10 protein-coding genes and 1 tRNA gene are annotated in these 11,531 nt (G+C 42.0%); 6 read left to right on the top strand and 5 right to left on the bottom strand.

Annotated elements, in window-relative coordinates:
• Nucleotides 1–44: 44 nt before the first annotated feature.
• Both MBUR_RS01305 and MBUR_RS01300 read right to left on the bottom strand, forming a co-directional pair.
• Nucleotides 45–581, bottom strand: a complete 537-nt coding sequence (locus tag MBUR_RS01305) for a tRNA (cytidine(56)-2'-O)-methyltransferase (RefSeq protein ID WP_011498425.1) — start codon at nucleotides 579–581, stop codon at nucleotides 45–47.
• 5 nt (nucleotides 582–586) lie between these two features.
• Complete coding sequence (locus MBUR_RS01300; protein WP_011498424.1) at nucleotides 587–2,107, bottom strand: AMP phosphorylase; 1,521 nt, start codon at nucleotides 2,105–2,107, stop codon at nucleotides 587–589.
• Between the two features lie 174 nt (nucleotides 2,108–2,281).
• Between MBUR_RS01300 and MBUR_RS01295 the strand changes: the two genes are divergently transcribed.
• The 3 genes from MBUR_RS01295 to MBUR_RS01285 are packed head-to-tail and all read left to right on the top strand — an operon-like array spanning nucleotide 2,282 to nucleotide 6,241.
• Complete coding sequence (locus MBUR_RS01295) at nucleotides 2,282–4,339, top strand: type II/IV secretion system ATPase subunit (protein WP_232221926.1); 2,058 nt, start codon at nucleotides 2,282–2,284, stop codon at nucleotides 4,337–4,339.
• On the top strand, nucleotides 4,332–5,252 hold the full coding sequence (locus tag MBUR_RS01290; RefSeq protein ID WP_011498422.1) for a type II secretion system F family protein: 921 nt from the start codon (nucleotides 4,332–4,334) through the stop codon (nucleotides 5,250–5,252). Before MBUR_RS01295 ends, MBUR_RS01290 begins: the two co-directional genes overlap by 8 nt.
• A gap of 2 nt (nucleotides 5,253–5,254) precedes the next feature.
• A complete protein-coding gene (locus MBUR_RS01285; protein ID WP_011498421.1) occupies nucleotides 5,255–6,241 on the top strand; it encodes a type II secretion system F family protein in 987 nt (328 codons plus the stop codon).
• A gap of 113 nt (nucleotides 6,242–6,354) precedes the next feature.
• On the opposite strand, the gene MBUR_RS01280 is transcribed toward MBUR_RS01285, so the two are convergent.
• The 3 genes from MBUR_RS01280 to MBUR_RS01270 form a co-directional block, all read right to left on the bottom strand.
• The gene (locus MBUR_RS01280) at nucleotides 6,355–6,927 is read right to left on the bottom strand and encodes a FumA C-terminus/TtdB family hydratase beta subunit (RefSeq protein ID WP_011498420.1); all 573 of its coding nucleotides are present in this window, start codon (nucleotides 6,925–6,927) and stop codon (nucleotides 6,355–6,357) included.
• Nucleotides 6,927–7,757 carry a fumarate hydratase gene (locus tag MBUR_RS01275; protein WP_011498419.1) on the bottom strand — a complete coding sequence of 277 codons (831 nt, stop codon included), beginning with the start codon at nucleotides 7,755–7,757 and terminating at the stop codon, nucleotides 6,927–6,929. Before MBUR_RS01275 ends, MBUR_RS01280 begins: the two co-directional genes overlap by 1 nt.
• Before the next feature lie 57 nt (nucleotides 7,758–7,814).
• Nucleotides 7,815–7,900: transfer RNA gene (locus tag MBUR_RS01270), tRNA-Leu, on the bottom strand.
• A 222-nt stretch (nucleotides 7,901–8,122) separates the two neighbouring features.
• Here MBUR_RS01270 and MBUR_RS01265 point away from each other — a divergent pair.
• From MBUR_RS01265 to MBUR_RS01255, 3 genes are all read left to right on the top strand, one after another.
• On the top strand, nucleotides 8,123–8,575 hold the full coding sequence (locus MBUR_RS01265) for an ester cyclase (protein ID WP_011498418.1): 453 nt from the start codon (nucleotides 8,123–8,125) through the stop codon (nucleotides 8,573–8,575).
• A gap of 124 nt (nucleotides 8,576–8,699) precedes the next feature.
• Complete coding sequence (locus MBUR_RS01260) at nucleotides 8,700–10,454, top strand: site-2 protease family protein (protein WP_011498417.1); 1,755 nt, start codon at nucleotides 8,700–8,702, stop codon at nucleotides 10,452–10,454.
• 64 nt (nucleotides 10,455–10,518) lie between these two features.
• Complete coding sequence (locus tag MBUR_RS01255) at nucleotides 10,519–11,523, top strand: potassium channel family protein (RefSeq protein ID WP_048063128.1); 1,005 nt, start codon at nucleotides 10,519–10,521, stop codon at nucleotides 11,521–11,523.
• Nucleotides 11,524–11,531: the final 8 nt, after the last annotated feature.

Raw genomic sequence — 11,531 nt, 5'->3', positions numbered from 1 at the left:
CTAAAAATAAATGTGAAATAATGGATGAGTGAAAAACGAAGTTCTCACTCTTCTTTCACATTGTTAATAACTCGTTTTCCGCGTTCCATTGGAACAATAGTGAGTTCTGCATATCCAAATTCGCGCTTTAGCGGCTCTTCCTGTGCTATCCTGTCCATTGTGAGTGCAACAGCAGCAACTTCGGAATGTGGCTGATTTCCAATAGCAACGTTCCAGTCAGCCAGATCGTATATCTCGGTTGGAACTTTTTCAGCACCAACCACTATCATGAGCTTATCGCACAACTTGATCTCTCCGGCAGCATCAGGAAGATTGATCCCGTACATGGAAAGGTGGCATACTTTCCCGCCTTCCTCTTTCCATTTTTCGATCTCGCTCTTCCAGTTGACATCATTTTCAACATAGAAGTCCCCTCCCCAGCGCTCGGCTACATCCTCGATGGCATTTTTAATTCCTTTATCATTGGATGCCAAGAGCATGCCTTCAGCACCGAGGGCGCGGGCTGTAAGGCCTACGTGGGTGGTTATTCTCTTGTCCCTCTCAGGACGATGTCCGAGTCGGAGTATCACAATTTTTTGCATTATAATTATATCTCCTTGAAACTCTGGATGCGCTCCAGCATCATTCCCTCTACAATGAACGGTGGTCTTTCCTTTGCGCTCTTGACCGCGTTTTCAAGTTTTGATTTCTTCTCTGCATAAATGGTCATCACAGGATCGCCTTCTTTCAAAGGTTCTCCCTGTTTCCTATGCAAAAGTATTCCTGCACCTTTGTCATTAGGTGCTCCTGCGAGCCTTGCGATCTGAACAAGGCGCTTGTTGTCCATCTCAAGTATATATCCGTTATTAGGGGCAATGATATCTTCAGTGAACTCTCCCACGGAAATGTCTTTGTGGGTCACATCAGGATTACCGCCCTGTATCTTGATGATCTCTTTGAACTTCGTCAGTGCTTTTCCGTTCTTCAGGGTCTCAATGGCAAGGTCATATCCCTTGTCTTTGCCAGCCACATTCCCCATCTCAAGAAGCATTCCTGCAAGTGATGCACTCTTCTCTATCAAGCTGTTCGGTCCCTCAAAGCTCTCAAGGACCTTCAATGCCTCGATCACTTCAAGTGCAGGTCCTATAGTGCGTCCCACGGGGGAGGCACCATAGGTCAGAGCACAATCCACATCCATACCAAGCCTGTCACCAAGATTGATCAGGTCCCTTGCGAGCTTTCTTCCTTCCTGTACGTTCTTGATCTTTGTACCGGGTCCGGTGGGTATGTCCATTACGACATGGTCTGCACCAATGGCACCTTTCTTTGCCATGATGGATGCAAGCATCTGGCAATGCGGGTCAATTGAAAGCGGGTATTCGACCTTTATGAGCTTATCATCCGCAGGTGCAATATTGGTAGCACCACCCCAGACAAGTACGCCACCAACCTCTTCGGTCATCCTCTTGATCTCAGCAGCATCGAACTCAACAGGTGCAAGTATCTCCATCAGGTCTGCAGTCCCTCCTGCACCAGTGATTGCCCTTGAGCTGGTCTTTGGGATAAGTAATCCGTTTGCAGCTACTATGGGAACGATGAGCAATGAGATCTTATTTCCGGGAACTCCTCCGATGGAATGCTTGTCCATTATTGGATGGGTATCGAATTCCAGCTTGTCCCCAGAATCTATCATGGCACGTGTAAGCCATTCGGTTTCATCATCGGTCATGTCGTTTATATATGTTGCAGTAAGGAATGCAGCAATTTCTATCTCGGCAAGGTTCTCTTCGACAATGTCCTTCACGAGTATGTCTATCTCTTCCTTTGTGAGCTTCTGTCCATCCATTGTCTTTCTTATAATATAGGTTGACTTTGGTTTTTCAGCAGGGAATACTTCGACCGTCTCGGTCCATTCCTTACTCAGTGCCTCTTTCACTTCATGGTATAACCCTATCATGCCAGGTGATATCATATCTTCCGTAAAATCTACGATGGCTGTTAGGGTCACGTGGTTCTTTATACGTACCCTGTCTCCTTCATGGACACCTAGCTCCTTAGCATCAATTGTGTTCAGGATCACTTTATATTTGCCTACTTTGACATCAATGGGTTGTACTTTTAGTTGCATTGTCTCACCTTTATGTCTTTAGTACTTTCATTTTTCTGGATATATAGGTTTACATTGGCTGACCTTTCTGGGTTGTGTTGATACTAGTTTTGTTTTTATATTACCAATAATCTTTTATAAAACGACACCATGATGATAATAATGATGATAATGCTGTGCAACTTGCAGTAAGCAATGTACTCGATCTGCATAATAATGAAGACATATTATGGGGAAGTCCCTCTATTTTGGTCCATAAAGAATATCGATCACAAAAGGTTTGGTAGAATGATAGAAAGTTCTGATAATGAGTTCGATGCAAAAAAAGACGAAAAAGTATCTGCGGAGAATATCGTAATGAATGCAATCGATGGGATGGATGACGGTTTGCCCTTGGATAAATCTTCAGAAGTAGGTACAAGTGAACCTCCTGAAGACATATTATCAAATATTGTAGAGATTGTGGAAGCTGATTCTCAGACCGAGCTCCTTTCTCAAGAAGAGTTAGAGAGTGATATTGGGGAATTACTCAATTTTAAGAAAAAAAATATTGATAAAAGCACCAATTTATCAGGCGAGATTAGTTCTGCATGGGAAAAGACCCTGAAAGAAATTGTTTCAGAGCACCCTATTCCAGAGGTTCTCCCCCTTGAGATCAAACCTGAATCGTTCATCCAGAAGTTCTTGAATATGGTTCGCGCCAAATCTTTTGAAATGGATGATTATGATATTGCAATACATGGTCCTCTTGTGGAAATAACTCTCCCAGAAGATTCTGTTTATGATGAAATTGAATTCTATAATGTGAACCCGCCATATTCTTACATTAGGGTAGTTTATAATCCCGAAATTCATGAATATTTATATCAGGTACTTGAACCTGAACTCTCAGAAGAGGAAACAAAACTTTTCAAGATGGTAAAAGAACGTCTTGGTGAAGTTATGGATACTCATCTGAAAAGTATGAACAGAATTGATTCCGAAGAGTATTTGAGGTCAAATGTTAATTCTTTCCTACACGATTACAGGATAAGAATCACCACCATAACTCGTGAAAAGATCAGTTATTTTATTATTCGTGATTACCTTGGCTACGGTGAAGTTGATGCTATTATGCGCGATCTGGAGATCGAGGATATTTCGGGTGATGGCCCTAACACGCCTGTCTATGTTTATCATAAAAAGTACGAATCTATACCTTCAAATGTAATTTTTGATGAGGAAGATGGATTAAATGCTTTGATCATAAGGTTAGCTCAAATTTGTGGCAAACACATTTCCATTGCAAATCCACTCTTAGATGCAACATTACCTGATGGTTCCCGTATACAGATGACTCTTGGAAGGGAGATTACTACAAGGGGAAGTACGTTCACTATTCGTAGATTCAATGAGAATCCAATCACACCTTCCGATCTTTTAAGCTATCATACATTTTCGAATGCAATGCTGGCATATCTATGGCTTGCTGTTGATTCAAGTAGGAGTCTCATTTTCGCGGGTGGCACTGCTTCAGGCAAGACCACAGCGATGAATGCTGTTTCTACTTTTATTCAGCCTGAAATGAAAATTGTTTCGATCGAAGATACAAGAGAATTGAACCTTGCTCACCCGAATTGGATACCTGGAGTCACACGTGAAGCGTTTGGAGGTGAAAATAAAGGTTCTATTGAAATGTATGAACTTTTAAAGGCTGCACTTCGTCAGCGTCCAGAATTTATTCTTGTGGGTGAAGTTAGGGGTGCTGAAGCATATGTGCTTTTCCAGGCGATGTCCACAGGACACACAACATTTTCTACCATGCATGCAGATTCCGTACAATCAATCGTGCACAGGCTTGAGAATCCTCCTATCAATGTTCCCAGGATCATGATACAGGCACTTGATATTGTGGCAATTCAGGCACAGGTGAAAGTTGGGGATGAGCGGGTAAGGAGGTGTAAATCGCTTACTGAGATCATAGGGGTTGATCCGAGAACTGGTGAACTTCTAACGAACGAGGTATTTGTATGGAACGCGTCAAAGGACTTATTCCAGTATTCAGGTCGTTCCTACATTCTAGATGATCTAATGGATTCAAGAGGCTGGGATGATGTTAAGGTCAAGGAAGAATTGCAGGAACGCCAAGACGTCATTGAATGGGCGCGCTTGAAGAATATCACCTACTTCAGAGACTTCTCTAAGATAGTGGTTGCGCATAAGCGTGAGCCTGAAACATTAATGAAACTTGTAAGGCAGGATCTGAATGGATAAATATTTCAGTATAGCTTTTGCGCTCTTTGGTAAATACTATGTGGACAAACGTTCAAAGTATTTTAATTTGAGGCGGGACCTTCTAAGGTCCAGGCTGAATATGGGGTATGACAGGTATCTTTCTGGCGTTCTTCTCATTTCGATTCTCGCCACATTAGGCATACTTCTCCTATTCTTTTTTGTGATAGTACTCATTGGTGTACCGGTGATAGAGGCTAATAGATTTGGTTTTCCAGCATGGACTGCTGCTTATCGTCCTTACCAGCCTATACTGGTAGCTGTTTTTGGAGGTCTATTTTTTGCAGCTTTATGTTTTGTTAGTGTCTATTCACTATTGAAATCTTATCCTGCTATGGTCGCAGGTGACAGAAAACGTAAGATCGAACAGATGTTGCCTTATGCTATCAACTATATGTCTGCAATGTCTGGTGCAGGGGTTCTTCCGGTAGATCTTTTCCGTGCTCTTTCAAACAATGAGATATATGGTGAGATGTGTGTCGAATCAAAATATCTTGTGCGTGATCTGGAAGTTCTTGGCAGTAACCTTGTGTCTGCAATGAAGAATCTTGCATCTTCAACACCCTCTCCGATGTTACAGGAATTCCTTCAGGGTGCTATCACAGTTGTAACGTCTGGTGGTGAACTTGAGTCCTATTTCAAGATCAAGGCTGAACAGTACATAATTGATAACAGGCAAAAGCAGAAAGAGTTTTTAGAAACCCTTGGTCTTCTTGGTGAGACATATGTGACTGCATTTGTCGCAGGTCCTTTGTTCCTTATTATTACGATAGCTATCGTATCACTCATGGGTGGTGCAGATCAGGTATTCCTATATATTCTTGTTTATGGTTTGATTCCAGTTGGAAGTGCGATGTTTCTCGTGATTATAACGTTAATAACTCCGGAGGAATAATAGTGAAATTCAATAAAAAGACCGGAAGAAATGTTGTTGAAATTGATGAACTTGATGAGGAACAGCTCACTACTTATGAGAAACAGATTATTCTAATGAAGCTTGATGATATCAAGAAAAATGATCGTTTAAGAGATTTTATGAAGGATCCAAAAGGTTCCTTTTCAACATATCCTTATTATGCTATGGCCTTCAGTGGACCGGCAGCAATTATATTCATGATCGCGGGTTTGTACCTGACTTGGGGGACACCCGGCATTGATAATGTTCTTATTTTCTCAAGCTGGATATTTATTCTTCCTCCTGCATTGACATTTTATCGTAAAGCAAGATACATCAACAAGGTCGAGGAATATCTTCCGAACTTTCTTCGTGATATTGCAGAAATGAGCAGGGCAGGTCTCACCCTTCCGGCTTCTGTAGAAACTGTCGCAAAAGGTGAATATGGTGAAATGACCAAAGAGATCCGCATGATGGATGCTTCTCTTTCATGGGGTATCTCCTTTGAGGATACGCTTGAGAATTTCGGAAAAAGGATGAACACTCACCTCATTACCAGGTCAGTAGCACTTATTACTCAGGCAAATCGGGCAGGTGGTCGTGTTTCTTTTGTCCTCGAGGCTGCTGCAAGGGATGCGAGTGAGATAAAGACCCTTGAAAGAGAGCGCCGCGGCAATATGGCTGTTTATGTTGTGATCAGTTACATGTCATTCTTTGTATTCATTTTTGTGATATTGATGCTGGCTACAAGGTTCGTTCCCACTATGCATATGGCAAGTGTGGCTTCATCTTCATCACCTGCAGGTGGTTCTTTCATAGGCAGTTTCGATGCTGATAATTTCATACGCATACTTTTCCATGCGACTATCATCCAGGGTTATATGAGTGGCCTTGTTGCAGGACAGATGGGGGAAGGCAGGTTGAGTGCCGGGTTGAAACACTCTTTCGCCCTGACATTAATTGCATGGCTTTCATTCATAGTGCTTTAAACCTATGAATGATCCCGAATGTTGGTCGATCAAACCGTTGGAATGTCGGTTGAACGGCTGACTAAATGAACGAACGCTTAGTTATGTATGTAAATCAAAAAAGTATTAGAAGCTCATAGTTTTAAAAATGAGCTTCTCGCCTTTTCTTTTATGGATGTGAAAAAATCTTTTCCTTTTGCATCGATTCCTACTATGAGCGGTCCGAATTCATGAACTTCAAGTTCCCACACGGCTTCCGGCATTCCAAGGTCGAGCCAGTGCACATTCGTGACGTTCTTTATGGATTCTGATGCAAGGGCAGCACATCCGCCCGTATAAGCAAGATATACGCATTTTTCTTTCATGGAATCAGCCACATTTGTCATGCCACCCTTTCCAATAAGGACTCGGACATTGAAATTTTCAAGAAGTGCAGGTGTCATCTTCGACATTCTGTCACTCGTTGTAGGACCTGCTGCAATGACTTTCCATTTCCCATCTGTCTGTTGCATAAGAGGGCCACAATGGTAAATGGCTGCACCTTCAAGGCTGAATGGTAGTTCTTTACCTTCTTCTTTAAGTTCAAGGATCCTCGCATGTGCTTCATCCCGGGCTGTCAGTACTGTTCCTGAGATATATACGATATCTCCGGTATTGAGTTCTTCGATATATTCTTTTTTCAGGGGTGTGTTGAGATGATATTCCATCATTTATCACCTCCTAGAACAACTGATGCGTGTCTGTTCGCCCAGCACTGGATATTGATGGCTACGGGGAGTGAAGCAGTGTGGCAGTAGGATGTAGCAAGATGAACTGCAAGTGCTGTGGTATCTCCTCCAAGTCCCATGGGTCCGATCCCAAGGGAATTGATGTCTTTGAGAATGCTTTTTTCTTCATCGGTCATGTCCGTTACCTCACGCAGGAGGGTAGCTTTTGCAAGACGGGCAGCTTTATCAAAAGACCCTCCGATGCCAACTCCGACTATTATCGGTGGACAGGGTCTTCCTCCAGCGTTAAGAACGGTCTCAAGGATGAATTTCCGAACATCTTTCAACTCTGTAGGATTCATCATCTTGAGGGCACTCATGTTTTCCGAACCTGCTCCCTTTGGTGCGACCGTTATCTTTAGCTGATCGCCTTCAACAAATTCGTATTTAATATCGGGGAGTCCATCTCCGGTGTTATCGCTACTGTTGCTTCTTGTTATGGGGTGTACTGCATTTGGTCTGAGGGGGACTTCCTGTGTGGCTATTCTGGATGCTTCAATGATAGCTCCCTTAAGGTCAATATCAAGTTTCAGTTCCCTTCCGATCTCTACATAAAATATAAGTATGCCTGTGTCCTGACAGAGCGGTATGTTGTTGTTGCTTGCGATATCAATATTCTTCAGTATCGCATCGATCTGTGATATTGCAACGTCACTTGACTCATTTTGTCTTGCATTTTTAAGTGCGTCTATAACATCATCAGGGAGTTGTGTCTCTGCCTCTTTGATTATATCTACAGTGGCCTCAACTACATTTTTGTATGTCACCATGCTTTTCACCATGTCTACCATTACGTATGTAAAAAAAGATCAATCAAATAATTAAAATGGTGCGGGAGAAGGGATTCGAACCCCCGAACGTCTACACGAGCAGATCTTGAGTCTGCCACCGTTGGCCACTTGGTTACTCCCGCATTTGAGAAATACGTTGCTATTAACAGCAGTATTTGTTATAAATATATCGATTGTAATTATTTCAATTTGTTATTATTAGATGCGTTTATTGAGGATCTTTCCTGTTCTTATGATGCTCTCATAAATAATTTTATATTTCGTTTATATTGGCACTATCGTTACAAATACATTGTTATTTTTGGAATTATATTTATTAGTGAGTAAGTAATTATGTTGTTCTGATGACAACCGTTCGATCTGATTATGATCTATCAACTGGTCCATGCAATGACAATCAGGGCAACAAAGAGCTTGTTCTTAGTGTTGCCAGTCGTGGCTGGCATCCAAAAATGCTGTCTGAGAAGTGCAGTGTTGATTATCATATGCATTTTGGAGGCTCCACCCTTGATCTTGAAGGTTTGATCGAGTTCATGGGAGCTATCCATTATGCCCTTCCAAACCTTGTGTTCGAGATATATGATGTCATTGCAGAAGGTGACAAGGTAGTGACACGCTGGAGTGCAAGTGGCACTCACCTTGGTAAGTTTCAGGGAGTTATACCGACAAAAAAACCTGTACATTTTACAGGAATAACTATAAGCCGTATTGAAAATGGAATGATCGTTGAAGACTGGGAAGAGGTGGATCAGCTCAATTTTGCACAGCAGTTCGGTTCTTTTTCAGACATGTTCTGATATTGTCCCTTCTGTATCCGTATGAAATATCTTTTATAGAAACAGATGACTCTACAGATGATAATAATATATATCTTAATAAAAACGTGATTTTATCCCGTACCACTAACAAAGGAGAGTTTATTTGGTCAGCACTAGCACCTTGTTTGCCCTTTTCCTTGTATATTGGGCAATTGTATCTATACTTGATAAGAAAGGAATATTTGAGCGATATAACATATCTACCTATGGTCCTGTCCTTATGATCAGAACGGTGAAAGGGCAAGCCCTGTTGGATACTCTTGCACGCCCGAAGAGAAGTTGGAGAACCTTTGCGAACATTGGTATTGTCCTTATGTTCGTTGGTATGTTAGCCATGTTCTTGATCATCATTATCTCAGACATTGCGATGCTGGCCTCTATAGGCGAAAGCACATTGCCGGAACCGGGTAAGTTCAATGAGGCAAGGAATATTTTTCTGATACCGGGTGTCAATGAGTTCATACCCCTGACCTGGGGTGTTATAGCCTTGCTTGTCACTCTTGTTGTTCATGAGTTCTCACATGCTATTCTCTGTAGGGTCGAAGGTATCAGGGTGAAATCCATGGGTATCCTTCTTGCTATCGTTCCTATAGGTGGTTTTGCTGAGCCCGATGAGGAAGAGCTATTTGGTGTCAAAAAGGAAGATACTGAAGGTTTAGGTGCTAATACTACCGATGGTCCTATTGAAAGGCGTATTCTGGGTACCGAAAAAGAAGTGATGCCTAAAAAGGTTGCTTCAAGGGAACAGAGAGCAAGAATACTTGCTGCCGGAGTAATGTCTAATTTTGTGGTTGCCTTAATAGCATTCATACTTTTCTTCGGCCCGGTCCTTGGTGCTATAGCTCCAATGAGCGATACCATGATCATCAATGTGACCTCCGATTCGTCAGCTAATATTGCAGGGCTTGAAAACGGTATGGTCATAACACAGATCGATGATACTTCTATTCAAAAGGCCAATGACATCATTCTTTACATGAACAATATAGAAGCAGGGGCAGTTGTTCAGGTACATGCTTCAAAGGACCACAACCTACTGGTCTATGATGTTGAGGTTGGGAATGATACGGATGATGGCATAAAGGGGATGTATGTCAATAATGTCGTTACGGATTCTCCGGCTGAAGCAATGGGTCTTGAAAGCGGTATGCTGATAATAAAGATCGATGATACTGCAATTAGTTCATCTGAAGATTTTGTTACCTTTATGAACTTCACTAAGACCGGTCAGGTCATCTCTGTGGAAACAGTGATAGCTGGTAAGGCTACAGGAGATAACGTCTCTTCTGAAATATTCGAGATCGAACTGGCTTCCCACCCGGAAGGTGGTTCCGAAAAAGGTTTCCTTGGTATCTATTATAGGCCCAATGAAATTGAAATTGAAATTGTACCTCTTGGAATGTCCATAGGCGAATTTCCTGCAAAGGACTACCTTGCGGCTCTGAAAGCTATCCCTTCGATGCTTGGTGGATTTACTGGTTGGATCATTATTCTGGGCCTTCCGATATTTGGATTTGCAGGCGAGGGCTTCCCGGGATTCAGTGGTCAGCTTGCACAGTTTTATTCTCCGATAGGATGGGGTGAGCCATTAGGAATAGGCATATTCTGGATCGCGAACACATTGTTGTGGGTAGGATGGCTTAATTTTTATGTTGGCCTTTTCAATTGTCTGCCGGCAGTACCACTTGATGGTGGTCATGTGTTCAGGGACTATCTGCACGCTTTAATCAGTAGGTTCATTTCTGATGAGGCGAAGGCAAAAGAGGTATCTTCCGCCATTGCAGCATCTTTTACAATGCTGATACTGGCTTCGTTCCTCTTTATGATATTCGGTCCTTATATTGTACACGGATTCTAAGTGTACAATACATTTACATAGATCTGATATTAGTAGTAAAATATAGGTATAAGAGGCAAATTGGATGAAGTACCCAAATTTCTTACGTACGGATATGGCAGGGTATATTGGTATCTCCATAGCTGTCGTTGTTATCTATATTTTTATTTTTATTAAGCTAATGCAGTTTGAACAACAGTTCGAGCACATCAACTTCCACGATGCTCTGTACTGGGTAGTCTCAACGATCACAACTGTTGGTTATGGTGATATCGTCTTCAGATCGATTATTGGGAAGTTATTCTCTATAGTTGTGCAGGTATCTGGTATTTCCATGTTCTTTGGTATTCTGATAACCCTTGTTGTAACTCCATGGTTCGAGAAGACCATGAAGCTTCCTTTACCTGCAAGGGTTCCTAAGAAAATGTCCGATCATATTATCGTTTGTGGCTATAACCAGCTTGTAGAAACCTTGATAAATGAGTTTCAGGAGCAGGAACTGGACTTTGTCATTCTTTCGGATGAGGAGGAAGTTCTTCGTTCCATAAATAAAAAACATATCCCATGTTTGTATGGTATAGCCAGTGAAGAATCTTCTCTTGAGAATGCGAACATCCATTCTGCAAGGTTTCTAATTGCCAATATGTCGGACAGGGAGAATGCAAATATCACTCTGACCGCACGCAAGCTTAGTGATGTTCGGGTAATTGCGGTGGCTGAGGATGCTTCTAATGTGAAGTACTTGAAATATGCAGGTGCTGACAGGGTAATTTCTCCAAAGCTCGTTCTTGGCAGGTTCATTGCAAAAAAGGCTGTAGATCCTATCCTTGGAATGGTTTCCGGTGCAACCGAGTTCTTTGATGGTTATCGGATCGCAGAACTTCCGATACAATCTAAAAGTATGCTTGTTGGTAAAACACTTCTTCAGGCATCGATAGAAGATAGGACGGGCGCCAAGGTCATAGCACTGCGCAAAAGCGGGAAGTTAACATTCGATATTGGTCACAATGATCTAATAAAAAAGAATACCGTCCTCCTTGCAGCTGGTACAATTGAACAACTTGCAAAACTTGAAAATTTAGCTGGGTGAAATATTGC

This window comes from Methanococcoides burtonii DSM 6242, assembly GCF_000013725.1.
In the GTDB taxonomy this organism is placed as follows: domain Archaea; phylum Halobacteriota; class Methanosarcinia; order Methanosarcinales; family Methanosarcinaceae; genus Methanococcoides; species Methanococcoides burtonii.
This window is presented reverse-complemented; position numbering and strand designations above follow the sequence as displayed.

What these genes read in the sequence shown, in the direction of transcription:
- MBUR_RS01305 (WP_011498425.1), bottom strand. Translation starts at nt 581, where the DNA reads ATGCAAAAAATTGTGATACTCCGACTCGGACATCGTCCTGAGAGGGAC.
- MBUR_RS01265 (WP_011498418.1), top strand. Translation starts at nt 8,123, where the DNA reads ATGACAACCGTTCGATCTGATTATGATCTATCAACTGGTCCATGCAAT.
- MBUR_RS01290 (WP_011498422.1), top strand. Translation starts at nt 4,332, where the DNA reads ATGGATAAATATTTCAGTATAGCTTTTGCGCTCTTTGGTAAATACTAT.
- MBUR_RS01275 (WP_011498419.1), bottom strand. Translation starts at nt 7,757, where the DNA reads ATGGTGACATACAAAAATGTAGTTGAGGCCACTGTAGATATAATCAAA.
- MBUR_RS01295 (WP_232221926.1), top strand. Translation starts at nt 2,282, where the DNA reads ATGTACTCGATCTGCATAATAATGAAGACATATTATGGGGAAGTCCCT.
- MBUR_RS01300 (WP_011498424.1), bottom strand. Translation starts at nt 2,107, where the DNA reads ATGCAACTAAAAGTACAACCCATTGATGTCAAAGTAGGCAAATATAAA.
- MBUR_RS01280 (WP_011498420.1), bottom strand. Translation starts at nt 6,927, where the DNA reads ATGGAATATCATCTCAACACACCCCTGAAAAAAGAATATATCGAAGAA.
- MBUR_RS01255 (WP_048063128.1), top strand. Translation starts at nt 10,519, where the DNA reads ATGAAGTACCCAAATTTCTTACGTACGGATATGGCAGGGTATATTGGT.